Here is a 24,711-nt window from a genome sequence, read left to right as displayed (position 1 = left end):
TTGCCCGCCCCGGGCCCCCCCCCGCCACAGCCCCCGGGGCGGTTCACCGACCTCTTTTTTGGGGGGGGACCGGGGGGGGGCCCCCGGAACCGAATGGTTCCGGGCCCGCCCCTTCGCCGTGCGGCTCAGTTCCAGAGGTCCGGTGGTTCGCCCTGGAGCCCCGGGAAGAGGCGCGCGATCAGCGCCTCCGCCTGGGAGGTGCGCTTGAGGCCGAGCCCGGCCGTCATCCACAGCGTGTGGACGGAGGGCAGTGACAGGCCCGCGGGGGCCAGCGCCAGCGAGGACGGCGGGACGACCAGTTCGTTCAGGTGCGCCAGGGCGGCGATCTCCTCCCAGGCCGCGGGCCCGCCGATCCATCGGGGTCCCAGGCTGAGCTTGCGCAGCTCCTGGTGCCGGCGCAGTCCGGCGAGCCGGGAGTTCGTGCCCGACTCCAGGGACCGCATCTGGCGCAGTTCGAGCGCGAGCAGCTCCGCCTGCGGTGCGATCCGGTCGAGCGACCAGTCGCCCTGGACCCCGCGCAGTTCGAGCGAGGTCAGCTCCGTCCAGCTCTCGGTCACCTCTCCCACGGGCAGGTCCGCGTCGAGGTCCAGGGTGACGCTCTGGAGCGGGAGGCCGGTCAGAGCGCTCAGGTCGGCCAGGTTGACGCAGTTGGCGAGGTAGAGCGAGCGCAGCGAGCGGTACCGCAGGAACTCCAGGTTGGTCACCGGGCTGTCGTGGATGATCAGGCCGTCGACCGGGTGACGGCGCAGGTACGCGCCGATGGTCCGGCCGGAGATGTCTCCGGCCACGTGCAGGGTCGGGCCCGGCTCGATCGAGCCGAGGGCCTCCAGCTCCCGCTCGGTGCGCACCGTGATGTGCACGGTGGCCGGATCCATCCGGGCCAGGACCTCCCGCGCGTAGGTCCCGGGGTCGAAGCCGTGCCACAGCACGCTCAGCTCGCGGCGGACGTCCCTGGAGGGCTGCGCGGCGTACCGGGCCAGGAAGGGGATCGCGAGGTCCGAGCCGGTGGCACCGGCCGCGACGACCGTGAACAGGGCGGTGTCCTCGGAGTCCACCGCCTCCGGGCCCGGCAGCAGGTCGAGCACGAGCGGGCCGACCCGGCCCAGGGCCTGCGCGGACGCGGTGTCGCGCGGCGGCACCAGCTCCGCCGCCTGCGCGATCACGCGGTCGCGCAGCCGCGGGTCGAGCTCCGCCGCGTGCTCCAGGGCGGCGAAGGCGAGCAGCACCGCGCGCTGGGAGCGGCTCCGGTCCAGCAGGGCCCGGATGATCTCGGCGCGCTCCCGGGGCCGGGCCTGGGCCACGGCCATCCGGATGACGTCCTCCCACTGGTCGTCCTCGGCGTGCCCGGCCAGTTCCCCGAGGCCGCCCTCGTCCAGCGCCGCCCGCGCGCCCAGGAAGTCCTGGAAGGTGCGGTGCACGAACTCCACGGTGGTCGCCGAGGGCGTCCGCAGCAGGCCGGTACGGTCCAGGAAGTGCTGGAGCACCGCCCCGGCGTTCCCCAGGACCCGGGCCACCTCCGGTACGGCCGGCAGCGCGTCCGCGAGCAGGGCCTCGGCCCGCTCCCGGTCCAGTTCGGTGCGGCCGTTGCGGATCAGCCAGTGCGCGAGCCGCTGGAGCAGCTGGAGTTGCGGTTCCTCGCCCAGCTCCGGCACGCGCAGCTGGCGCTCCCGGTCGCGCCGGTGCAGCAGCATCGACAGGGCCGCCGCGTACAACTCCTTGCGGCCCGACGGCAGGAAGCCGCGCCGCTCCCGGTGCAGGGCGCAGATCAGCCCGCACAGCAGCGGGTTGGTCGCGAGCCGGGCCAGGTCGCGCGTGGTGCGCAGGGATTCCAGGAGTTGGTCCCGGTAGCCCTCCAGGGCAGCGTCGGCCTCCGCGTGCTCCGGGTCCCCGGAAGCGGCGGCGGTGTGCCAGCGCCGGACGAACTCGGCGACGCTGTGCGGGGACATGGGCGCGAGGGACAGTTCGATGAACTCCGACTCGGCGAGCCAGTCCTCCCGGACCGCGGAGGGCCGTGAGGTGACCAGCCAGCGGTTGCCCGGGTAGGCGTCTATCAGGTCGGTGAGCCAGGCCCGGGCCCCGGCCCGTTCGGCCTCGGGGATCTCGTCGATCCCGTCGACCAGCACCAGGGCCCGACCGGCGTCCAGCACCCGCCCCTCCCAGCCGTCCGGCTGCGTACCGGCGAGCGGGGAGCCGACGGCGGCCAGGAACTCCCCGGGCGCGGGAAGCGCCCTGCCGTGCCGGGTCAAGGTGCGCAGGGGCAGGACGTAGGGGACCAGGCCGTGCAGGGGGCTGTCGGCGGGGCCCGCGGCGGCGGTGACGGTCAGCCACTGGATCAGCGTGGTCTTGCCCGAGCCCGCCTCGCCGCGCAGCAGGATCCGGGACGCGTGGGCGGAGCGGATCAGGTTGTTCCACCCCGGGCTCCAGAAGGGGCTCGGCCCGTAGTCCAGGTCGTGCGTCCGGTGCCCGTCCACCTCCAGCCGCAGGTACGCCGTGCTCAGCGGCCACTTCGCGGTGCCGGGCGCGAGGTCGATCCCGAAGATGGTCAGGGTTCCGTGCTTGCGGGCGACCTGGGCGAGGTAGCGGGTCTCGAAGGCGGTGTCGCGGGCGAGCTGGTGGGGGATCAGGTCGAGTAAGCGGTCCGTCTTGTCGATCAGATCGCCGAGCGTGCGGGACTGGTGGACCAGGGTGGCGGCGACGAAGCTGGAGCGCCGGGTGAAGAAGTCCAGGACGTGCACGCACAGGACGACGAGCAGGCGCTCGTAGAAGAGCTGCGCGTCGGCGCCGAGCCCGAGGTAGGGGGCGCGGGCGCGCAGCGCGGCGGCGAAGGCCTCCGGGCCGAGCCGGACCGCCTCCAGGTCCGTCAGGTCCACTTCGCCGAGCGTGTCCAGCGTCGCCACCAGTGCGGCGGCCACCCCGGCCTCCTCGCCGGGCGGCAGCGGCCGCTCGCCGGGGGAGCGCAGGGCATCCGCGACGATCCGTTCGGCGATCTTCAGCACGTCCGCCGGGACGAGCGTGCGTTTCTCCCGCAGGGAGACGTAGGAGGAGACGTGCACGGGCCGGTCCACCAGACCGGCGCCCGCCCCCTCCGCCCGGAAGAACTTCTTCAGCAGCGGCGCCACCACGCTCGACGCCAGCCGCATCCCCGCCACCGATGCGTCCACGAGGCGAGAGCGTAGTGCGGGTCGGCGGTCCTTGGTCCCGGAACGGCCGGGACGGAGGTCCTGAACCGGTGACAAGCGGCACAGGGCAAATCGGACGTACTATGCGGATTCGTAGACCGCGGGGGTCCTCCGGGGGGTCCCCCGGCCCAGTAAGGACCCGGTCAACAGGCCTGAGAGCCCCCTCGGTCACTACGAGGCGCGGTAGTAATCGGGTGGTTTGGGATGTCCGAGGGGTGCGGGTTACCAAGGATGCGCAGCCCGGCACACCGCTCAGCGTGCCGGGTCGTCGCATGCCCCACCAGCCCGTGTTCCACCCGCCCCCGGAGGTTCCGTCTCATGTCGAAGAGCGCCAGTACCCACCGCATCCGCACCGCCGTCCTCGCGACCGGGCTGGGGGCTGCCATGGTGTTCGGGGCGGGTACCGCGTTCGCCGACGAGACGCAGACCGCGCTGACCGGCACCGCGGGCCTGATCGAGGCCCAGGCCGACGCGCAGGCCGCCGCCGTCGCCGGCAAGGCGACCGCGTGGGAGGCGCCCGTGGCGTCGTACACGCTGTCCGCGACCTTCGGCAAGGGCGGCAGCCTGTGGTCGCACAAGCACTCCGGCCAGGACTTCGCGGTGCCGATCGGCACCAAGGTGCACGCCGTGCACTCCGGCGTCGTCGTCAAGGCGGGCCCGAACGGCGCCGGTGACGGCCCCGCCTACGGCAACGCCATCGTGATCAAGCACGCCGACAAGACCTACTCGCAGTACGCCCACCTGTCGAAGATCCAGGTCAAGGTCGGCCAGCAGGTCGCCGCCGACCAGCTGATCGCCCTGTCCGGCAACACCGGCAACTCCACGGGCCCGCACCTGCACTTCGAGATCCGCACCACGCCGAACTACGGCTCCGCGGTGAACCCGGTGACCTTCCTGCGCCAGGCCGGCGTCACCCTCTAGCGGGACCTCGGGATCCGCGGATCCCCGTCAGCTGATCAGCCACGAGTGGGTCGGCTTGACCTCGCTCTTGCCGCCCTTGACGGTCGCCACCTGGGCGGCCGTCAAGGCGCTGTCCCAGACCCGTACGTTGTCCATGGCCCCGGCCCACTGACCGGCCCAGATGTCGTGGTGGCGGGCCCGGCCCAGCTGGATCGGGCCGGGGGCCGCCCAGATCCCGGCGGCCACCGGCACCTCGCCCGCCTGCTTGCCGTCGACGTACAGCTTGATCGTCTTGGTGGTCGCGTCGTAGGTGCCGGTCAGCATCGCCCAGGCGCTCGCGGTCTTCAGCCCGTCGGAGGCGACCTGCGAGGTGGTGGCCTCGGCCCCGTCGTTGCCGCTCTGGACGCGGAAGATCCACGAGTTCTTGCCGTTCACGGCCTCGTGGCCCAGCTCGAACGAGTACGAGACCCCGTCGCCCTGGCTCACCGCGATCCGGGAGCCGCTCTTGGCCGAGCTGTACACGCGCGCCGAGACGGTGAAGCTCTTGGTGGTGTCCACGGCCTGCCCGGCGCCCTGGGCGTAGGAGTTCGGGTTGTCCTTGAAGCGGATCTCCCCGCGCTTGGTGCCCGGGCCCTGTTCGGCCTGCGGGCCGAGCGCGATGTTCGTGGAGCCGGTGCGGTCGCGCAGCAGGTTGGGCTGGCCCGGCACCGTGTGCGGGTCGTCCCAGGCGGGCTCGCTGGGGGAGGGCGAGGGGCTCTGCGAGCCTTCGGCCACCGGCCCGGGCTTCGGGTCGGCGCCCTTGTCGGAGTCGTTCATGAACCAGAGGGTGGTCGCGGCGGCCACCGCGCAGGCGGCGACCGCCGCGCCTATGACGATCAGGCGGCGCTTGGTGCGCCGGCCGGCGTCGGACCGGTCCGCCATCGCCTGCCAGTCGGGCTGGGGCGCGGGGGTGAAGGCCGGGCCGGGCAGGGGTTCCTGCGCGGGCTCCTGCTGGTGGGGCTCCTGCGGGTAGGCGTCCTGCGGGTGCGGGTCCTGCTGGTACGGGTTCGGCTGTCCGGGCTGCGGGAAGCCGTAGCCCCCCGCCGCGGGTGCCTGCGGGTAGCCGTAGCCGCCCGGGCCGCCCGCTCCGGGCGCCTGCGGATAGCCGTAGCCGCCGCTCCCGCTCCCGCCGCCGTTCCCCTGCGCGGAACCGGGCTGGGGGCTGTTCGGGCGATCCGTACCGTCAGTCATGGCACGGATGTTAAAACATTGCCCCTGCCACCAGACAGGCCGGAGGCGTCAGCCGGGCAGCTGGACGATCGGGAAGCTGCCCGTCGCCGTCGGCGCGTGTTCGGGCAGCCACAGCACCGCCACCGCCCCGGCCGCCTCGCCCTCGCGGTCAACTCCGCCCGGCGCCGCGACGTTTCGGAAGGTGAGCCGGGCGCCCAGCACCCGCGCCTGCCCCGCCGCGATGGTCAGGCCCAGCCCGTGGCCCACGCCCGCGCGGTCCGAAGAGCCGGTCCGGAAGCGGCTCGGCCCCTCGCGCAGCAGTGCCTCGGGGAAACCGGGCCCGTGGTCCCGGACGCGCACGACCCGGCCCTCGACGTCCACCTGGATCGGGGCGCGCCCGTAGCGCGCCGCGTTGGCGAGCAGGTTGCCCAGGATCCGCTCCAGGCGCCGCGGGTCGGTGTTCACGATCTCGTCCGCCACGATCCGTACGGTCGCCTCGGGCATCAGCGAGGCCACCCGGCGCCCCACGAACTCGCCCAGGGCCACGTCCTGGAGCTCCGCCCGCTCGGACGCGCTGTCCAGCCGGGCCACCTCCAGCACGTCCTCGACCAGCACCCGCATCGCCTGCGCCCGGTCCCGCACCAGCTCGGTCGGCCGCCCCGGGGGCAGCAGTTCCGCCGCGGTGAGCAGGCCCGTGACCGGGGTGCGCAGCTCGTGCGCGATGTCGGCGGTGACCCGGCGCTCGGCCTCCAACCGCTGCTGGAGGGTGTCCGCCATGGCGTCGACGGCCCGTGCGAGGTCGTCGGTCTCGTCCCGGACCACCCCGCCGACCGCGTCGCGCACCCGCACCTGGGGGTCGCCGAGCGCGACCCGCCCGGCGGCCGCGGCCGCCTTGCGCAGCCGCCGCGAGATCTGGCCGCCGATCAGGACGCCGAGGGCCGAGCTGCCGATGACGACGGCGAGCGACCCGACGACCAGGGCCCGGTCCAGGTCGCGGACCATGTTGGCGCTCTGCTGGAAGCCGGAGTGCATCGAGAGCACCTGCCCGTTGCCGAGCGGTACGGCCGCCCAGACCTCGGGGTTGGCCCGCGGCCGCTCCTGGATGTAGGTGCCGCGCCGCCCGGAGCGGGCCTTCTCGCGCAGCTCGGCGGGCAGGTCCGGGTCGTTGAGCTTGGCGCCCATGAAGGGCTTGCGCCCGGATTCGGCGTTGCGCGAGATGAACTGCACGCGCTCCAACTGCGCCTCGCGCGCGCTCTCCAGCATCGACACCCGGGCGGCGCTGTGCACCACGAGGCTGAGCGCGAGCGCGGTGAGCGCCCCCACGGCCGTGATGGCGAGGGTGATCTTCCAGCGGATGCCGGTGCGGAAGGTGAAGCTCCTCATGCCTTCAGCTTGTATCCGAAGCCCCGGACCGTCTCGATCCGGTCCTGTCCGATCTTCGTCCGCAGCCGCTGGACGTGCACGTCGACGACCCGGGTGTCGCCGCCCCAGTCGTAGTCCCACACCCGCTCCAGCAGCCGGTCGCGGGAGAGGACGGTGCCGGGCGCGGAGGAGAACTCCAGCAGCAGCCGCATCTCGGTCGGGGTCAGCGCCACCGCGACCCCGGCCCGGCGGACGTCCATGCCCTCGGTGTCGACCTCCAGGTCGCCGAAGGACAGCACGCCGCGCTCCCCGGCCGGATCGCCGTCGGAGCCGGCGCCGCCGCCCGGGCCCCCGGCGTGACCGAAGCGGCGCAGGACGGCGCGGATCCGGGCGACCAGGACCGAGCCGTCGAAGGGCTTGGTGACGTAGTCGTCGGCGCCCGCCTCCAGCCCGAGCACCACGTCGATCGAGTCGGCGCGCGCCGACAGCATGATCACGGGCACGGTGGACTCGTCGCGGATCCGGCGGCACAGGCTGACGCCGTCCATGCCGGGCACCATCACGTCGAGCAGGGCGATGTCGGGCCGGTTCGCCCGGAAGGACTCCAGGCCGGACAGGCCGTCGGGCATGGCGGTGACCACGAACCCGTCGCGCTCCAGCGCCAGGGTCGTGGCCTCACGGATGACGTCGTCGTCCTCCACGAACAGCACGTGGGTCTCGGCCATGACCGGTCGCCTCAGTTCTTCTGTGGTGTCACGGCGGGGGCGGGCTGGCTCCCACCACCGCCTACGTTGCTGTACTCCGAGTGCACGCGGTCGTGCTCGGTGAACTTCTCGCCGTTCCAGCGGTAGGTGATCACGTCCTCGCCGGTGGCGTACGCCTCCGTCTTGACGTAGATCGGCTTGCTCACCACCAGGTCGCCCCGGTCGATCTCCGCGTAGACGGGCGGCGCCTCGTCCGAGAACACATTCTCGTACTTCGCGCCGTCCTGCTTGTACACGTACGTGCCCACGCCGATCGCGTCCGAGCAGGACAGGATGTTGACGACCAGGTCCGGCTCGGCGCTCCCGGTGACCTTCCCGTAGCTGACGTCGACCGGGTACTCCTTGCCGGAGCACGGCCGCAGGTCCTTCTTGACCGCGTCGCTGACCTTCGGGTCGGCCTTCACCAGGGCGACCACGTCCTGCACCTTCTTGAAGGGCGGGGCGGACGGCTGCCCGGCCGCGGAGGGCGGGGCCGTCTTCGACACGGACTCGGTGCGCGCCGGTCCGCCGTCCCGCAGTCCGGTACCGCCGGTGGAGCAGCCGACCGCGAACAGCACAGTGCCGACGAGGATGACCATCCCCGCCGACATCAGTACCAGAGGGCTCCTGCCCCGGAGGCCTGTTAGGCCGCGCACCGCTCCCGCCCCTCGTACTGCATGGTGTGGTCACCGCGCTCCAGCGCGCGCATGTCCAGGTCGCGGCTCTCCAGCTCCTGGCGCAGGCGCGCCAGGGCACGGTGCAGCGTGCTCTTCACGGTACCGGCCGACATGCCGAGCGCCGCGGCCGTCTCCTCGGTGCTCATCTGCTCCCAGTGTCGCAGCACGACCACGCTGCGCTGCTTGGGCGCGAGCACCTTGAGGATGTCCATCAAGAGCGCGCGGTCGGCGCGCTGTTCGGCGCCGTCCTCGACGCGGGCGTCCGGCAGCTGCTCGGTGGGGACCTCTTCGAGCTTGCGGGCGCGCCACCACTCGGTCCGCGTGTTGATCATGACACGGCGCAGGTAGGCATCGGCGAGGGACTTGTCGGCGATGCCGTCCCAGCGGCCGTAGGTGCGCACGAGGGCGGTCTGCAGGAGGTCCTGCGCGTCGGTCGGGTCGGGGACCAGGCGACGGGCACTGCGCAGCAGCGCGTCCTGCCGAGTGCGTACGTACTCTTCGAATTCGAGTACCTCGCCGCCGTGCGCCATCTCAGACCGCCTCCGCCCGTTTACCGCTCTTCGTCCTGTGCTTCTGGATCCGAAGGTACGGAGCGGTTGTCACGGCACTGTGCGGGTGAGCCTTCGGTGGGAACACGGCTGTCCATAGGTTGTGTAACAGCACCCGTGAGCTGCGGTTTCCGTCGCTCAAGCGGAATGCGGCGCTCAGCCGAGGGGGAGTCGGTACGCCGTCGCGAGGGCCCCGTCGCCGTCGGCGCCGAGCGGCTCCACCAGCCCGTCGGCGACCAGTCCGTCCAGCGCGCGGGCCCGCTGCACGGGCTCGTCCCACACGGCGTCCAGTGCCGCCTTCGGCACCGGCCCGACCGCCTCGCGCAGCACGGCCAGCAGGCGGCCGCGCACCTGCCGGTCGGTGCCGGCGTAGGTCTGCCCGCGCCGCGGCGGACCCGCGTGCGCGGGCTTGCCCGCCAGCCGCCAGGCGCACAGCCCGGCCACCGGGCAGCGCACGCAGTCCGGGTTCTTCGCGGTGCACACCAGCGCGCCCAGCTCCATGGAGGCCGCGGCCCACCCGGCGGCGGTCTCCTCGTCCTCGGGCAGCAGCGCGCGGGCCAGGCGCCGCTCGGCGGCGGTGGTGGCGTTCGGCGGGTACTCGACGCCGGTCGCGGTCCGGGCGAAGACCCGGCGCACGTTCGTGTCCAGCACCGCGTGGCGTTGTCCGTAGGCGAAGGAGGCCACGGCCGCGGCGGTGTACTCGCCGATGCCGGGCAGGGACAACAGCCGGTCGTGCTCCCGCGGTACGTCGCCCCCGTGCCGTTCCGTTATGGCGACGGCCGCGCCGTGCAGCCGCAGCGCCCGGCGCGGATAGCCGAGGCGGCCCCAGGCCCGTACGGCCTCCCCGGGCGCCTCGGCGGCCAGGTCGGCGGGGCGGGGCCAGCGGGCCAGCCACTGCTCGTACACCGGCAGCACCCGGGCGACCGGGGTCTGCTGGAGCATGAACTCGCTGACCATGACGCCCCAGGGACCGGCTTCGGGGCGACGCCAGGGCAGGTCGCGGGCGTTCTCGCGGAACCAGGCGATGACGGGGGAGTGCAGCGCGCGGGCGGCTTCGGCGCCGGGCACGGCCGACGCCTCGGACGGGGCGGGGGTTTCGGGGGATGCAGTCATGGCAGGGGCATCCTGGCACGATTCACCCCTCCGGCGCGGGCCCCGGTCCCGTGAAGAGGGCCGCGGGGCGGACCCCGCTCGTGCGCATCGAGCCGATGATCCGACGGACGGGGCCGGTGAGCGCGATCGCCACCAGGGCGCCGATCGAGGCGCCCAGCAGCAGGCCCATCGCCACGTCGTGCGGGTAGTGCACCCCGACGAAGACCCGGGAGAAGGCCATCAGCAGGGCGAGCGGCACGGTGAGCAGGCCGAGCCGGCGCACGGCCAGCGCCAGGGCGACGGCGGCGGCGCCCGCGATCACGGAGTGGTTGCTCGGGAAGGACCAGTCGCCCGGCACCGGGCACTTGATCAACGGGGCGAGCGCGCCCGGCACGGCCCGACAGGGCCGGTCCTCGTGCACGGTGGACTTCACGACCTCGGAGGCGACGTACGCGACCGCCGTGGCCAGCGGGGCGAGGACGGCCAGGGCCATCGCCGTGTCGCCGCGGGTCCGGGCGCGCCACCACACGAGGAGGAAGAGCAGGCCGAAGACCAGCAGCCCGTTCTTCGTCCAGATCTCGGCGAGGGTCTGCACCCAGCCGGGCGTGCTGTGCGCGAAGTCGGTGACGTCTCGGTAGAGGTCGGATGTGTCCATCCGGCCGACAGTACGCAAACCGGACTAACGCTCGCATCAGCCTCTCGGCCCCGATCTTGGTCCTGACGGCCCTCCCGAAGTGGCGCAGCGGGATGATCATCGCCAAAACGCGCCGGATGTACGGCATGTGGGGCACGGATCGCGTCCCGGACTCTCGTAAAGTTCCCTCCGTGGGATCACTGCGCAATCCGGTCGGGCCGCTTCCCTCCTCCATCTACTGGCGACGGAGGGCAGTTCTGGCGTCCGTCGCCGCACTCCTGGCGCTCCTCGCCGTATGGACCGTCAGTTCCGGTGGGGGCAGGACCAGTCAGAACGGCAAGGGCGGCGGCTCCGGGCCGCGCCCGGCCGCCTCCATCACGCCCGGCGCGCCGGGATCGGGGCCGGCCATCGGCACGGCTCCGGGCGGCCGCGACGAGGCGGGCGCCGGCGGCGCCACCGGCGGCGACCACGGCGGTGCGGCGGCGGGTGCGGGCGCGGGCGGCGCCGGCACCGGCAAGAACGGCGAACCGGGCGGCTCCGGTTCGGCCGCGGGCGGCGGTTCGGGCGCCGGGCCCGGTCAGGTCCCGGCCGACTCCCCGCTCCCCACCTGTGCGCCCGGGGCGCTCCAGTGGGAGGTCAAGAGCACCAAGAACGAGTACGAGACGAACGAGCGCCCCCGCCTCGAACTCCTCGCCCGCAACGTCTCCGGCACCACCTGCAAGGTCGATCTCGGCCCGAAGCAGGCGATCTTGAGCATCACTCAGGCGTCCACGGGCAAGGCGGTCTGGTCCTCGGCGGACTGCCCGGCGGGAGCGGGCAACCTCTTCTACCGGCTGCCGGCGAACGGCGAGACGACGCAGGCGCTGGAGTGGGACCGGAAGTTCAGCTCGGCGTCCCAGTGCCAGTCGCCTCCGGCGGGGAGCGCGGTGGCCGACACGTACGTGGTCGAGGTCAAGTCCCCCGGCATGCCGGTAGCCCGAACCTCCTTCGTCCTGAAGCAGGACTGACCCACGCCCTCAATCGCGGGGCGGGCATATCCAGCCCCGCCGGCGTTTGAGGCGCTCCCGGAGGGCGGAGGGGCGTGCGGTCGGAGTCCGGCCCGCGGACCGTGTTCGCCCTCAAACGCCGGGCGGGCTGATTGGGCCCTGGGCGGGCCGTCGGAGCCGGGCAATTTCAGCCTCGCCGGCGTTTGAGGCGCCCCCGGAGGGCGTGCGTGCGGTCGGAGTCCGGGCTGCGGGCCGTGTTCGCCCTCAATCGCCGGGCGGGCTGAAAAGCGGGCCCCGGGGCAAGTTCAGCCCCGCCGGGGAGCTAGACGTAGCGCTCCAGGATCGACGACTCGGCCAGCCGCGAGAGCCCCTCGCGAACGGACCGCGCCCGTGCCTCCCCGACGCCGTCGACGGTCTGCAGATCGTCCACGCTCGCCGCGAGCAGCTTCTGCAGCCCCCCGAAGTGCTCCACGAGCCGCTCGATGATGGCCCCCGGCAGCCGCGGCACCTTCGCCAGCAGCCGGTACCCCCGCGGCGACACCGCCGAGTCGAGGGTCTCGGGCGAGCCCGTGTACCCCAGCCCCCGCGCCACCGTCGCCAGCTCCAGCAGCTCCGCGTGCGTGAAGGAATCCAGCTCGGCCAGCGCCTCGTCCACCGTGCGGGAACGCTTCGCCGTCGGCTCCGGCACGTAGTCCCGGATGACCAGCTCGCGCTCCTGCTCGATCCCGACCGTCAGCTCGTCCAGCTGGAGAGACAGCAGCCGCCCGTCGGTGCCGAGCTCGACGACGTACTCGGCGATCTCGGTCGCGATCCGCCGGACCATCTCCAGCCGCTGCGCGACCGCCGTCACGTCGCGGACCGTCACCAGGTCCTCGATCTCCAGCGCCGACAGCGTGCCCGCGACCTCGTCGAGCCGCAGCTTGTACCGCTCCAGCGTGGCCAGCGCCTGGTTCGCCCGGGACAGGATCGCCCCGGACTCCTCCAGCACGCGCCGCTCGCCGTCGACGTACAGCGCGATCAGCCGCATCGACTGCGAGACCGAGACGACCGGGAAGTTGCACTGCTTGGAGACGCGGTCCGCCGTGCGGTGCCGGGTGCCCGTCTCCTCCGTCGGGATCGAGGCGTCCGGCACCAGCTGGACGCCCGCCCGCAGGATCTTGGTGATGTCCTTGTCCACGATGAGCGCCCCGTCGAGCTTGCACAGCTCGCGCAGCCGGGTCGCGGTGAACTCCACGTCCAGGACGAAGCCGCCGGTGCACATGGCCTCGACGCTCTTGTCCATGCCGAGCACGATCAGACCGCCGGTGTTGCCGCGCAGGATCCGCTCCAGGCCGTCGCGCAGCTGCTGACCGGGTGCGACCGCGCTCAGCGAGGCCCGCATCAGGGCCTCCTGCTTGCTGCCTGCGCCGGACTTCCCGGATGCTGCTGCCCCGTCCTTGGCTGCCACTGCACTCCTCCGGTCGCGGGTCGTACCGCCCCGCACCACGGGCACAGGGGAGTGCGTACGGCCGGGCGGACCAGCACAAAGTCTACCGGCGCGCGCCACACCCCCGCCGTGGCTTGGCCACTGTGCCCGTCAGAGGACCCCGGACGGGCCCCCTGACCTGCGCCTCACGCGTCCACCTCACCCATCGCTCTTGGCGGAGCTCCGGCTCCGGCCGCGCGGCAGCACCCGCAGCGCGTCCCCCATGTCGGCCACCTCGATGACCTTCATGCCCGCGGGCACCTTGCCCGGGTCGACCGGCACCAGCGCGTGCGTGAACCCGAGCCGGTGCGCCTCGGCGAGCCGGCGCTGGACGCCCGTCACCCGCCGCACCTCACCCGCGAGCCCGACCTCGCCGATCGCGACGAGGTTCTTCGGCAGCGGTACGTCGCTCGCGGCCGAGGCCAGCGCCAGCGCCACGGCCAGGTCCGCGGCGGGCTCCGTCAGCTTCACCCCGCCCACCGTCGCGGTGTAGATGTCCCGCTTGCCGAGCGCGCTGATCCGGCCGCGCTGCTCCAGCACCGCCAGCATCATCGAGACGCGGGAGGTCTCCAGCCCGGAGGTGGTCCGTCGGGGCGAGGGGATCTGCGAGTCCACGGTCAGCGCCTGCACCTCGGCGACCAGCGGACGCTTGCCCTCCAGCGTCACCGTCAGGCAGGTCCCGGGCACCGCCTCCGCGCGCCGGGTCAGGAACAGCCCGCTCGGGTCGGCGAGCCCGGTGATCCCCTCGTCGTGCAGCTCGAAGCAGCCGACCTCGTCGGTGGCGCCGTAGCGGTTCTTGATGCCGCGCACCAGGCGCAGCCGGGCGTGCCGGTCGCCCTCGAAGCTGAGCACCACGTCCACGAGGTGTTCCAGCAGCCGGGGACCGGCGATGGCCCCGTCCTTGGTGACGTGTCCGACGAGCAGCGTGGACATCCCGCGTTCCTTGGAGGCGCGGATCAGGGCCCCCGCGACCTCGCGGACCTGGGCCATGCCGCCGGGCGCCCCGTCGATCTCGGGGGAGGCGACGGTCTGTACGGAGTCCAGGATCAGCAGCGAGGGCTTCACCGCGTCCAGGTGCCCGAGCACCGCCGACAGGTCCGTCTCGGCCGCGAGGTAGAGGTGGTCGCTGAGCGCGTTGATCCGGTCGGCGCGCAGCCGCACCTGGCTCGCCGACTCCTCGCCCGTCACGTACAGGGTGCGGTGCTCGTCGCTCGCCGCCTTCGCGGCGACGTCCAGGAGCAGGGTGGACTTGCCGACGCCGGGCTCGCCGGCGAGCAGCACCACGGCCCCGGGTACGAGACCCCCGCCGAGCACCCGGTCCAGCTCGTCGACCCCGGTGGAGCGGGCCGTCGCCTGGCGCCCGTCGACCTGGGCGATCGGCACCGCGGCGGTGGACACGCGGCCGGCCGCGGTGGTCCGCACGGCGGGCGCGCCCATCTCCTCGACGGTCCCCCAGGCCTGGCACTCGGGGCACCGGCCGAGCCACTTCGCGGTGGTCCAGCCGCACTCGGTACAGCGGTAGGACGGCCGGTCCTTGGCGGATGAACGGGATGTACGGGCTGCTGCCATGCCGCCAACGGTAACGGCCGCCACCGACACCCCCGCCGGGGCCGATCGGGCACGGACGTCAGGGCGGCCGTCAGCAGCGACACGATCTGTTCACCCGTAAGGACTAAAAGTGCTGAAGGCTTCCGGGCCGTCACCGGCGCGCCGCCTACCTTCACGAGGTGAACAGCAACAACCACGGCAACCCCGCGACTCGCACCGGCGCACACCGGGCGCACGGGCGCACGCTCCCCGAGGGGGAGCAGGCGCCCCCCTTCCGCCACGAGCCGTACCTGGACGGCCTGTTCACGTACTGCCTGTCGGTCCTGTGCGACCACGACAGCGCCACCGAGGTGCTCGGCGAGGTCCTGGCCGTGGCCGAGCGGCACCCGGGGCGCTGCCCCGACGAGAGCGACCGCCGGGCCTGGCTCTACGCCCTCGCCCGCTGGGCCTGTCTGCGCAGGCTCGCCGAGACCAGGCGCGCCCGGCACACTCCGCCGGGCGCGCACACCACCCGGCGTGCGCCGGGGCGCACCGAAGCCGACCTCGCGCCGGTCCCGGACCGTACCGCCTCGGACCGCACCACCTCGGACCGCACCACCTCGGGTCGCACCGCCCCGGACGGCGGCCCCGAGCGGACGGGCACGGCCCCCGCGCCGGGGACGGGGGCCGCGCCCGCCGACCCGATCGACGTCAACGCGTACCGCCGCACCGAGCTCGCCCGGCTCGCCTGGCCCGAGGCCGCCGGGACCACCCCCGAGCAGCGCGAGGCCCTCGAACTCGCCGTCCGCCACCGGCTGACCGTGACCGAACTCGCCGCCGTCCTCGGCACCCCGGCCCCCGCCGCCCGCGACCTGCTCACCGGAGCCGCCTGCGAGGTCGAGCGCACCCGCGCCGCGCTCGCGGTGGTCGAGACCGGCAACTGCCCCGCCGTCTCGCGGCTCACCGGGGACAGCCAGGTGCTGCTCTCCACCACCCTGCGCGCCGAACTCGTCCGCCACGTCGACGACTGCCCGCTCTGCCGCCGCGTCGCCGAACGCGTCGGCGCCGGCGCCCCGTGGCCCGGCTCCGGCGGCGTGGGCACCGGCGCCCTGCCGCTCGTACCGGCGCCGCGCACCGGCGTGCGCACCGCGATGCTGCGCTCCGCCCGGGTCCGCGGTCGCGCCGGGGCCCCGCGGTTCGCCCGGACCGGATTCCCCCTCGACCCGAAGGACCGCGCCGCCCGCCGCGACCGGATCCGGGCCCGCGCGGTCACCACCACGGTCGTCGCCACCGTGGTCGCGGCGCCGGTCCTGGCCCTCTGGGCCGCGTACCGCGGCGCCCCCAGCACCGGCGAGCCGACCGGCGCCACCAACACCCGCATCTCCGCGAGCGAACTCCAGATCCCGCCGCACCTGAACGGCTACGAGGGTCGCCCGTACGCCGCCTACGAGAACGCGGGCAACACCCGCACCACCGGCGCCGAGCCCCGCTTCACCGAGGGCAGCCCCGTCCCCGACGTGTCCGTCGAGGTGATCAGCTCGGGCGCCCCGCCGAGCCCCGCCCAGCCCGGATCGGCGCAACCGGGGCGGCTCACCGTCACCGCCGCCTCCCACGGCGGCGTCACCCTGCTCGCCCTCAGCGCGTCCGGCGGCGCCCCCGTCGACTGGCGGCTGTGGACGGACGCCCCCTGGCTGCGCGCGAGCGCCACGGCGGGCACCCTGGCCCCAGGAGAATCGGTCACCCTACGGATCACCGTGGACCCGGACGCCCAGCCCGTGGGCGCCTGGACCGCCCGGGTCGGGGTGGACCCGAGCGGCGCCATGGTCTCGATCTCGGGTCGCGGCCGACCGGCCCCGCAGCCCAGCCGGACGCCGTCGACGGATCCCACGCCGACCCCCACGCCCACGCCGACCCCGACGCCGACCGAGACGGCGACGCCGACGCCCACGCCGACCCCGACGCCGACGCCGACCGAGACGGCGACGCCGACGCCCACGCCGACCCCCACCCCGACGCCGACGCCGACCGCGTCCGAGGCCACCCCGACCCCGACGCCCCCTACTTCTTCTTGACCGGGCCCGTCGGGTCCGCCGGGTGCGGGGCCATCGGCAGCGCCGAGGCCAGGCGCGCCTCGCACAGCGCGACCAGCGCGTCGTAGCCCTCCTTGCCCATCAGCTCGGTCAGCTCGGGCCGGTAGGTCACGTAGACGGGGTCGCCCGCGCCGTGCGCGGAGGTCGCCGAGGTGCACCACCAGTGCAGGTCGTGGCCGCCCGGGCCCCAGCCGCGCCGGTCGTACTCGCCGATCGAGACCTGGAGCACCCGGGTGTCGTCCGGCCGGTCGATCCACTCGTACGTCCGGCGCACCGGCAGCTGCCAGCACACGTCCGGCTTGGTCTCCAGCGGCTCCTTGCCCTCCCGCAGCGCCAGGATGTGCAGCGAACAACCGGCGCCCGCCGCGAAACCGGGCCGGTTCTGGAAGATGCACGACCCCTCCCAGCGCCGGGTCTGCCGCTCGCCGTCCTCGTCCTTCTGCACCCAGCCCGACTCGGCGCCGACGTCGTGGAACTGCCACAGCTCCGGCGTCAGGCGCGCCACGTGCTCCGCGACCCGCTTCTCGTCGTCCTCGTCGGAGAAGTGCGCGCCGAGCGTGCAGCAGCCGTCGTCCGCGCGGCCCGCCTGGATTCCCTGGCAGCCGCTGCCGAAGATGCAGGTCCAGCGGGAGGTGAGCCAGGTCAGGTCACAGCGGAAGATCTGCTCGTCGTCGGCCGGATCGGGGAACTCCACCCAGGCCCGGGCGAAGTCGAGCCCCTTCTCGTCGGCGGCGGCCGACTTCTTGTTCTTGCTCGGCTTGGGCTTGCTGGCCTTCTTCGTATTGGGCACAAACCCAAGCCTAAAGGCCCCTTACGCCGCCCCTACGCGTTCGGCCCAGTAGCGTTTCGCGTATGAGACTCGGTGTCCTTGACGTGGGTTCGAACACGATCCACCTGCTGGTGGTGGACGCGCACCCCGGCGCGCGCCCCCAGCCGGCGCACTCCCACAAGGTGGAACTGCGCCTGGCGGAGCTGCTCGACGAGCGCGGCGCGGTCACCCCCGACGGCGTCGAGCGGCTCGTCTCGGTGATCGCGGGCGCCGCCCAGGCCGCCGAGGACAAGGGGTGCCAGGACGTCCTGCCCTTCGCGACCAGCGCGGTGCGCGAGGCGACGAACGCCGACGAGGTGCTGACCCGGGTCCGCGAGGAGACGGGCGTCGACCTCCAGGTCCTCAGCGGCGCGGACGAGGCCCGCCTGACGTTCCTGGCGGTGCGCCGCTGGTTCGGCTGGTCGGCGGGCAAGCTGATGGTGCTCGACATCGGCGGCGGCTCCCTGGAGATCGCCTCCGGCATCGACGAGGACCCCGACACGGCCGTGTCGCTGCCGCTCGGCGCGGGGCGGCTCACCGCGGGCTGGCTCCCGGGCGACCCGCCGGACCCGGCGGACATCAAGGCCCTGCGCCGGCACGTACGGGCCCAGATCGCACGGACGGTCGGCGAGTTCAGCCGGTCGGGCGCGCCGGACCACGTGGTGGCCACCTCCAAGACCTTCAAGCAGCTGGCCCGGATCGCGGGCGCGGCCCGCTCGGCGGAAGGCCTCTTCGTCCAGCGCGGGCTGACCCGCAAGTCCCTGGAGGAATGGGTCCCGCGCCTCGCGGAGATGACCACGCTCCAGCGGGCGGCCCTCCCCGGAGTCTCCGAAGGCCGCGCCGGGCAGCTGCTGGCCGGTGCGATGGTCGCCGAGGCCGCCATGGACCTCTTCGGCGTGGAGGAACTGGAAATCTGCCCCTGGGCCCTGCGCGAAGGCATCATCCTCCGCCGCCTGGACCACCTCCCCACCTGACCCGGCTGCCGGTCGGCTGCCCTCCGGGGGCGCCTCGAACGCCGGCGGGGCTGGTCCGGCCCGGCCGCATCCGGACCGCCGGGCACTTGGCGGGCGGAGCCCGGTGAGGGGTTCGGGGGGCTTGCCCCCGTACCCTGTCCCCGTGGCAGAACCAGTGCGCATCCCGGACGCGAAAGTCGCCCTCTCCACCGCCTCCGTCTACCCGGAGTCCACGGCGACCGCCTTCGAGATCGCCGCGCGCCTCGGCTACGACGGCGTCGAGGTGATGGTCTGGACGGACCCCGTCAGCCAGGACATCGAGGCCCTGCGCCGGCTCTCCGACCACCACCAGGTCCCGATCCTCGCGATCCACGCCCCCTGCCTCCTGATCACCCAGCGCGTCTGGTCCACCGACCCGTGGACCAAGCTCCAGCGCGCCCAGGCCGCCGCCGAGAAGCTCGGCGCGAGCACCGTCGTCGTCCACCCGCCGTTCCGCTGGCAGCGCCAGTACTCCCGCGAGTTCGTCTCCGGCATCTGGCGGATGGCCGACGAGACCGACGTCCGGTTCGCCGTGGAGAACATGTACCCCTGGCGCTACCGCGACCGCGAGATGCTCGCGTACGCGCCCGAGTGGGACGTCACCAAGGACGACTACCGGCACTTCACCGTCGACCTGTCCCACACCGCGACCGCCCGTACGGACGCCACCGCGATGATCGACCGGATGGGCGACCGGCTCGCCCACGTCCACCTCGCCGACGGAAACGGTTCCGCCAAGGACGAGCACCTCGTCCCCGGCCGCGGCACCCAGCCCTGCGCCGAGCTGCTGGACCGGCTCGCCCGCACCGGCTTCGACGGCCACGTCGTCATCGAGGTCAACACCCGCCGCGCGATGTCCGCCGCCGAGCGCGAGGCCGACCTCGCCGAGGCCCTCGCCTTCACCCGGCTGCACCTCGCCAGCGCGGGCACCGGCACCGGCCCCGGCACCAAGGTCCCGCGCCGATGACGGACGACGCGCCCGTCGAGAAGGTCCGCCGCCGCCGCGGCCCCGGCCGCCCCCGCCAGGACGAGGCCGACGACGGCCCCGGCACCCAGGAGCGGATCCGCCTCGCGGCCCGCTCGGAGTTCGCCGACCGCGGCTACGACAAGACGTCCGTGCGCGGGATCGCCAAGGCCGCCGGCGTGGACCCGGCGCTGATCCACCACTACTTCGGCACCAAGGACGACCTCTTCGCGGCCGCCATCGAGATGAGCATGGAGCCCGCCCTCGTGGTCCCCGCCATCGTCGGCGAGGGCCCCGACGGCATCGGCGAGCGCCTGGCCCGCTACTTCCTGGGCATCTGGGAGAACCCGGTCTCCCGCGCACCGCTGCTCGCCGTGATCCGTTCGGCGCTGACCCACGAGGCGGCCGCCAAGGTGCTGCGCACGCTGATCCTGCGCCGGGTCCTGGAGCGGGTCGCGGCCGACCTCAACGTCCCCGACCCCACCTTCCGCGCCGAGCTGGCCGCCTCCCACATGGTCGGCATCGCCCTGCTGCGGTACGTCGTCCAGGTCGAGCCGCTCGCCTCCGCCGACCCGGAGGACATCGTCGCGCTCGTGGCCCCCACCCTCCAGCGGTACCTGACCGAGGCGTGAGCCTCCCGTCCCGACATGCGGACACCCTGTCCGGATCCCGGGCGGCAGGCGTAGCCTCGTAATCTGAGCCATCCACGTGTCATCTATGGGGAGTGAACCCGATGCCCGAGCTGAGGTCCCGCACCGTCACCCACGGCCGCAACATGGCGGGCGCCCGCGCCCTTATGCGGGCGTCGGGCGTAGCGAGCGCCGACATCGGCAAGCCGATCATCGCGGTCGCCAACTCCTTCACCGAGTTCGTCCCCGGGCACACCCACCTCGCCCCGGTCGGCCGGATCGTCTCCGACGCGATCCTGGCCGCGGGCGCCGTCCCGCGCGAGTTCAACACGATCGCGGTGGACGACGGCATCGCCATGGGCCACGGCGGCATGCTGTACTCCCTGCCCTCCCGCGACCTCATCGCGGACTCGGTCGAGTACATGGTGGAAGCGCACTGCGCCGACGCCCTGATCTGCATCTCGAACTGCGACAAGATCACCCCCGGCATGCTGATGGCCGCCATGCGCCTCAACATCCCGGTCGTCTTCGTCTCCGGCGGCCCGATGGAGGCCGGCCAGGCCACCCTCGTCGACGGCACCGTCCGCAAGCTGGACCTCATCGACGCGATGGTCGACGCCTCCAACGAGAACGTCTCCGACGAGGACGTCCTGCGCATCGAGGAGAACGCCTGTCCCACCTGCGGTTCGTGTTCCGGCATGTTCACCGCCAACTCGATGAACTGCCTCGCCGAGGCCATCGGCCTGGCCCTCCCCGGCAACGGCTCCGTCCTCGCCACGCACACCGCCCGCAAGGCGCTGTACGAGAACGCGGGCCGCACGATCGTCGAGATCACCAAGCGCCACTACGAGCAGGACGACTACTCGGTCCTGCCCCGCTCCATCGCCACCCGCGAGGCCTTCGAGAACGCCATGGCGCTCGACATCGCCATGGGCGGCTCCACCAACACGATCCTGCACCTGCTGGCCGCGGCGCAGGAAGCGGGCCTGGACTACGACCTCAAGGACATCAACGAGGTCTCGCTCCGCGTCCCGTGCCTCTCCAAGGTCGCGCCGAACGTGGCGCCGGGCGGCACGTACTACATGGAGGACATCCACCGGGCCGGTGGCATCCCCGCCATCCTCGGCGAGCTGTACCGCGGCGGTCTGCTCAACAAGGACGTCCACACCGTGCACTCGGCCAGCATCGAGGAGTGGCTCGGCACCTGGGACGTGCGCAGCGGTACCGCCTCCGAGGAGTCGATCGAGCTGTGGCACGCGGCCCCCGGCTGCGTCCGCTCCGCGACCGCCTTCTCGCAGTCCGAGCGCTGGGACACCCTCGACCTCGACGCCGAGGGCGGCTGCATCCGCTCCGTCGAGCACGCCTACTCCAAGGACGGCGGGCTCGCGGTCCTGCACGGCAACATCGCGGTCGACGGCTGCGTGGTCAAGACGGCGGGCGTGGACGAGTCGATCTGGACCTTCGAAGGACCGGCCGTGGTCTGCGAATCGCAGGACGAGGCCGTCGACAAGATCCTCCGCAAGGAGATCAAGCCGGGTGACGTGGTCGTCATCCGCTACGAGGGCCCGCGCGGCGGCCCCGGCATGCAGGAGATGCTCTACCCGACCTCCTTCCTCAAGGGGCGCGGGCTCGGCAAGTCCTGCGCGCTGATCACCGACGGCCGCTTCTCCGGCGGTACGTCCGGCCTGTCCATCGGCCACGCCTCCCCGGAGGCGGCCTCGGGCGGTGCCATCGCCCTCATCGAGGACGGCGACCGCATCCGGATCGACATCCCGAAGCGTTCGATCGACCTGCTCGTCGACGACGCCACGTTGGCGGCCCGCCGCGAGGCCCTGGGCGGCGTCTACGCCCCGAAGAACCGCGAGCGCAAGGTCTCCGCGGCCCTGCGCGCCTACGCCGCCATGGCCACCAGCGCCGACAAGGGCGCCGTCCGAGACGTAACCCTCCTCGGCTGACCCACCCCCCGCGCCGGACGGGGCGGGCCCTCAATCGCCGGGCGGGCTCAAAGGCCCCGCCCCTTCCAGCCCCGCCGGCGTTTGAGGCGCCCCCGGAGGGCAGTGGACCGGTAGCCGGGCACTGACCACCGTGGCCTCAATCGCCGGCCGGGCTGGACATGCCTCCGGCGGGCCCTCAATCGCCGGGCGGGCTCAAAGGCCCCGCCCCTTCCAGCCCCGCCGGCGTTTGAGGCGCCCCCGGAGGGAAGGGGCGGGCGTGCTCAGGGGGTCAGTGCCACCCGCCGGGGTCGACGGCGAAGACCGAGCCGTCCGGCGCGGAGCCGAAGACGCGCCCGTCGGCCACCACCGGCGCAGGCCGCACCGGCACGAACGTGTTCGCCCCCGTAGCCATCCGCGGAGCGCTCTGCCCGACCAACCGCCCCCGCACCGCGTCCACCGCCAGCAGCCGCCCGTCCGCCGCCATGAGATGGACCCGCCCGTCCGCCGCCACCGGCCGCGACCCCTGACTGGCCGCCGTCTCCAGCCGCCACAACTCCCGCTCCGCGCCCACGGCCACCAACGCACCCCCGCTCGCGAAGGCGTACACCGTCCCGTCCGCCCCCACCCCGGCCTGCGCCTGCAACAGGCTCGTCGGCAGCAGCGTGCGCCGCTCGCCCCGGCTCCGCAGGTCGAGCCGTACCACGGAGTCCGTCACCATCCCGTCGCCCGCCAGCAGGTGCAGCGTCCCGTCCACCACCCCCACCGGCTCCAGCAGCCCCACCGCCCGGTGCTGCCAGCGGGTGGCGCCGTCGGCCGCCGCGAGGGCCAGCACCTGGGTCGACGTACCGTCCCCCGCGGGCGTGACGGCGTACACCTCCGAACCGTCCGCCGCCGCGACGAACTGCGCACCGGCGCCCGCCGACCGCTTCGTCCAGCGCACGGCACCGGTCGCCGCGTCGCGCGCCGTCACCTGCCCGTCGGCGGCCGCGACCAGCACCAGCGCACCCGCCGGTACGACGTCCGCGCCGCGCGGGGTGTCGGCCTTCCAGCGCTGCGCCCCCGTCGCCGGGTCGAGCGCCTGCAACAGGTGGCTGCCGGAGAGGTACACGAGGACGGAGCCGCCCCCGGGGAAGGGCGCCGGGTCCGCCGGACCCGTGACCCCCGCCGCCGACCACCGCACCGAGCCCGTCGCCGGGTCCAGCCGGACCGCCGCGAGACCGGGCGCCGAGCAGTAGAGGGCGTCGGTCATCCACCCGCAGGCCGGGATCCGCCGCGCGGCTCCGGCCGCGGCGGGGCTCACCGACCACGGCGTGATCCTGACCGGCGCGGCCCCGCCCGGCGCGCCGTCCAGCTGATCGGCGACCGTCCCGGCCGGGGTCTCCCGGAACTGCACGTACCCGCCGACCGCCCCGCCCGTGACCAGCAGCCCGGTCCCCAACACGGCGGCCACCCGCCACCGCGAGCGCCGCCGCCGCCCCGCGCGCCGCCCCGCTCCGGCACCCGGTGCCGGTCCGGACGGCGCGTCCGCGGAGAGCAGCCCGTCCCGCCTGTGCGTGACCGGCTCGGCCGCCGGATCCACCAGGGGGAGTCGAGGGCGCGGTATGAACGCCCGCGTGTCCTCGTTCGTCGGGTAGGCGGCCGAGCGCAGTACGGCGATCAGCTCGTCGGCGGTGGGCCGCGCGGCCGGGTCCTTCGCCAGGCACCGCGCGATCAGCGGCGCCAGCTCCTGCGGCACCCCCGTGAGGTCGGGCTCGTTGTGCACCACCTGGTACGCCACGATGTACGGGCTCTCGGAGTCGAACGGCCCGTGCCCGGTGGCCGCGTGGACCAGCAGCGCCCCCATCGCGAAGACGTCCGCGGCGGGCCCGACGTCCCGCGGCCGCTGGAACTGCTCGGGCGCCATGAAGGGCGGGGTCCCGATCAGCTTCCCGGTCTCGGTCCGCAGGTCGCTGTCGTAGGGGCGCGAGATCCCGAAGTCGATGACCTTCGGCCCGTCGGGCGCCATCAGCACGTTGCTCGGCTTGAGGTCCCGGTGGACCACCCCGGCCCGGTGGATGTCGCGCAGCGCCTCCGCGAGCCCGGCGCCGAGCCGACCGACCTCGGCCGGGTCCAACACCCGCTCGCGCACCCGCTCCGCGAGCGTCGGGACGTCGATGAACAGGGTGGCCATCCAGGGCCGTTCGGCGTCGGTGTCGGCGTCGACGACGGGTGCGGTGAAGGCGCCGCTCACCCGCCGCGCGGCGGCGACCTCCTGCTGGAAGCGGGCGCGGAACTCGGGATCCACCGCGTGCTGCGCGTGCACGATCTTCACGGCGAGCTTCAACCCGGACGCGGAAGTGGCCAGGTGGACGACGCCCATGCCGCCGGAACCGAGGACGGATTCCAGCCGGTACAGCCCGGCGTACTCCGGAAACCCGGACTGCTCAGCGCGCGCCGATCTCATCGCCCATCACCCCCGGGGGAGCCTAGTCGACGGTGCGTGCGATTCCGTAAGGGGCTGCTATCCTCCGCGAGTTGCCGGGCGCTACCGTCCGGTCGTGGTCGATATCCGGTCAATGGGGGAGAGCAGCATGGCGGTTGACGAGACGGCGGGCGCGGTGGAATCCCTGTCCGCGATGTCCGGTGACGCCGGTTACATGACGTTCCCGGTCGCGCCCGACTCGCGGGTGAACGTCCGCAGCGGCCCCGGCACCGGCTACCCGGTCAAGAAGGTCCTCCCGTACGGCGCATGGGTGAAGATCGACTGCCAGACCCCGGGCACGACGGTCTCCGGCCCCTACGGCACGTCGGACATCTGGGACTGCATCGGCAACGGCCTCTACGTCGCCGACGCCTACGTCAAGACGGGCAGCGACGGCTACGTGGCCACCCGCTGCGGCTAGGGCGTGTTTCGAAAGTAGCGCCTGGCTCGCGACGCCTGGTACCGCGCCTCGCGGCGTTGTCGGAACGCCCGATTACGTCCAGTAGGCGGG

General features: G+C 73.7%; 20 protein-coding genes. 8 read left to right on the top strand and 12 right to left on the bottom strand.

All coding sequences use genetic code 11. The features are described from left to right. Positions 1 to 125: 125 nt before the first annotated feature. A complete protein-coding gene (locus ACFWAR_RS35565; RefSeq protein ID WP_385786625.1) occupies positions 126 to 3,161 on the bottom strand; it encodes an NACHT domain-containing protein in 3,036 nt (1,011 codons plus the stop codon). 336 nt (positions 3,162 to 3,497) lie between these two features. Between ACFWAR_RS35565 and ACFWAR_RS35560 the strand changes: the two genes are divergently transcribed. Beyond that, a complete protein-coding gene (locus ACFWAR_RS35560) occupies positions 3,498 to 4,100 on the top strand; it encodes a M23 family metallopeptidase (RefSeq protein ID WP_385786622.1) in 603 nt (200 codons plus the stop codon). A 27-nt stretch (positions 4,101 to 4,127) separates the two neighbouring features. On the opposite strand, the gene ACFWAR_RS35555 is transcribed toward ACFWAR_RS35560, so the two are convergent. From ACFWAR_RS35555 to ACFWAR_RS35525, 7 genes are all read right to left on the bottom strand, one after another. Continuing rightward, the gene (locus ACFWAR_RS35555) at positions 4,128 to 5,309 is read right to left on the bottom strand and encodes a LamG-like jellyroll fold domain-containing protein (RefSeq protein WP_385786619.1); all 1,182 of its coding nucleotides are present in this window, start codon (positions 5,307 to 5,309) and stop codon (positions 4,128 to 4,130) included. Positions 5,310 to 5,357: 48 nt separating this feature from the next. Continuing rightward, complete coding sequence (cseC, locus tag ACFWAR_RS35550) at positions 5,358 to 6,671, bottom strand: two-component system sensor histidine kinase CseC (RefSeq protein WP_385786617.1); 1,314 nt, start codon at positions 6,669 to 6,671, stop codon at positions 5,358 to 5,360. After that, positions 6,668 to 7,375 (bottom strand): two-component system response regulator CseB, encoded by a 708-nt coding sequence (gene cseB / locus ACFWAR_RS35545; RefSeq protein ID WP_354380569.1) that lies wholly within the window; start codon positions 7,373 to 7,375, stop codon positions 6,668 to 6,670. Before cseB ends, cseC begins: the two co-directional genes overlap by 4 nt. Before the next feature lie 11 nt (positions 7,376 to 7,386). Further along, complete coding sequence (locus tag ACFWAR_RS35540) at positions 7,387 to 8,004, bottom strand: hypothetical protein (protein WP_385786614.1); 618 nt, start codon at positions 8,002 to 8,004, stop codon at positions 7,387 to 7,389. A gap of 32 nt (positions 8,005 to 8,036) precedes the next feature. Next, positions 8,037 to 8,600, bottom strand: coding sequence for a SigE family RNA polymerase sigma factor (locus tag ACFWAR_RS35535; protein WP_385786611.1), 564 nt, complete (start codon positions 8,598 to 8,600; stop codon positions 8,037 to 8,039). Between the two features lie 174 nt (positions 8,601 to 8,774). Further along, positions 8,775 to 9,731, bottom strand: a complete 957-nt coding sequence (locus ACFWAR_RS35530) for an A/G-specific adenine glycosylase (RefSeq protein ID WP_385786608.1) — start codon at positions 9,729 to 9,731, stop codon at positions 8,775 to 8,777. Positions 9,732 to 9,753: 22 nt separating this feature from the next. Further along, a complete protein-coding gene (locus tag ACFWAR_RS35525; RefSeq protein WP_385786606.1) occupies positions 9,754 to 10,365 on the bottom strand; it encodes a phosphatase PAP2 family protein in 612 nt (203 codons plus the stop codon). 170 nt (positions 10,366 to 10,535) lie between these two features. On the opposite strand from ACFWAR_RS35525, the gene ACFWAR_RS35520 reads away from it, so the two are divergent. After that, a complete protein-coding gene (locus ACFWAR_RS35520; protein ID WP_385786603.1) occupies positions 10,536 to 11,351 on the top strand; it encodes a hypothetical protein in 816 nt (271 codons plus the stop codon). Positions 11,352 to 11,652: 301 nt separating this feature from the next. On the opposite strand, the gene disA is transcribed toward ACFWAR_RS35520, so the two are convergent. Together disA and radA are read right to left on the bottom strand one after the other, a co-directional pair. Next, the gene (disA, locus tag ACFWAR_RS35515) at positions 11,653 to 12,777 is read right to left on the bottom strand and encodes a DNA integrity scanning diadenylate cyclase DisA (protein WP_354384609.1); all 1,125 of its coding nucleotides are present in this window, start codon (positions 12,775 to 12,777) and stop codon (positions 11,653 to 11,655) included. A 177-nt stretch (positions 12,778 to 12,954) separates the two neighbouring features. After that, positions 12,955 to 14,364: a DNA repair protein RadA gene (gene radA / locus ACFWAR_RS35510; RefSeq protein ID WP_385786599.1), complete on the bottom strand. Its 1,410-nt coding sequence runs from the start codon at positions 14,362 to 14,364 to the stop codon at positions 12,955 to 12,957. A 158-nt stretch (positions 14,365 to 14,522) separates the two neighbouring features. On the opposite strand from radA, the gene ACFWAR_RS35505 reads away from it, so the two are divergent. Then, positions 14,523 to 16,394: a hypothetical protein gene (locus tag ACFWAR_RS35505; protein ID WP_385786597.1), complete on the top strand. Its 1,872-nt coding sequence runs from the start codon at positions 14,523 to 14,525 to the stop codon at positions 16,392 to 16,394. On the opposite strand, the gene ACFWAR_RS35500 is transcribed toward ACFWAR_RS35505, so the two are convergent. After that, complete coding sequence (locus tag ACFWAR_RS35500; RefSeq protein ID WP_385786594.1) at positions 16,381 to 17,202, bottom strand: hypothetical protein; 822 nt, start codon at positions 17,200 to 17,202, stop codon at positions 16,381 to 16,383. The two genes, ACFWAR_RS35505 and ACFWAR_RS35500, sit on opposite strands and share 14 nt — an antisense overlap. Before the next feature lie 62 nt (positions 17,203 to 17,264). On the opposite strand from ACFWAR_RS35500, the gene ACFWAR_RS35495 reads away from it, so the two are divergent. The 4 genes from ACFWAR_RS35495 to ilvD all read left to right on the top strand — a co-directional run bounded on the left by ACFWAR_RS35495 (position 17,265) and on the right by ilvD (position 21,760). Further along, a complete protein-coding gene (locus tag ACFWAR_RS35495; protein WP_385786591.1) occupies positions 17,265 to 18,194 on the top strand; it encodes a Ppx/GppA family phosphatase in 930 nt (309 codons plus the stop codon). A 142-nt stretch (positions 18,195 to 18,336) separates the two neighbouring features. Continuing rightward, positions 18,337 to 19,179 (top strand): sugar phosphate isomerase/epimerase, encoded by an 843-nt coding sequence (locus tag ACFWAR_RS35490; RefSeq protein WP_354384604.1) that lies wholly within the window; start codon positions 18,337 to 18,339, stop codon positions 19,177 to 19,179. Continuing rightward, positions 19,176 to 19,808, top strand: a complete 633-nt coding sequence (locus tag ACFWAR_RS35485) for a TetR family transcriptional regulator (RefSeq protein ID WP_385786587.1) — start codon at positions 19,176 to 19,178, stop codon at positions 19,806 to 19,808. The genes ACFWAR_RS35490 and ACFWAR_RS35485 overlap by 4 nt, the downstream gene beginning before the upstream one ends. 101 nt (positions 19,809 to 19,909) lie before the next feature. Next, a complete protein-coding gene (gene ilvD / locus ACFWAR_RS35480; RefSeq protein WP_385786585.1) occupies positions 19,910 to 21,760 on the top strand; it encodes a dihydroxy-acid dehydratase in 1,851 nt (616 codons plus the stop codon). Between the two features lie 268 nt (positions 21,761 to 22,028). Here ilvD and ACFWAR_RS35475 read toward each other — a convergent pair whose 3' ends face one another. Continuing rightward, positions 22,029 to 24,182, bottom strand: a complete 2,154-nt coding sequence (locus tag ACFWAR_RS35475) for a PQQ-binding-like beta-propeller repeat protein (RefSeq protein WP_385786583.1) — start codon at positions 24,180 to 24,182, stop codon at positions 22,029 to 22,031. Between the two features lie 127 nt (positions 24,183 to 24,309). On the opposite strand from ACFWAR_RS35475, the gene ACFWAR_RS35470 reads away from it, so the two are divergent. Continuing rightward, complete coding sequence (locus ACFWAR_RS35470) at positions 24,310 to 24,621, top strand: peptidase (RefSeq protein ID WP_385786580.1); 312 nt, start codon at positions 24,310 to 24,312, stop codon at positions 24,619 to 24,621. Positions 24,622 to 24,711: the final 90 nt, after the last annotated feature.

It is taken from the genome of Streptomyces sp. NPDC059917 (genome assembly GCF_042730635.1).
Taxonomy (GTDB): Bacteria; Actinomycetota; Actinomycetes; order Streptomycetales; family Streptomycetaceae; genus Streptomyces.
This window is presented reverse-complemented; position numbering and strand designations above follow the sequence as displayed.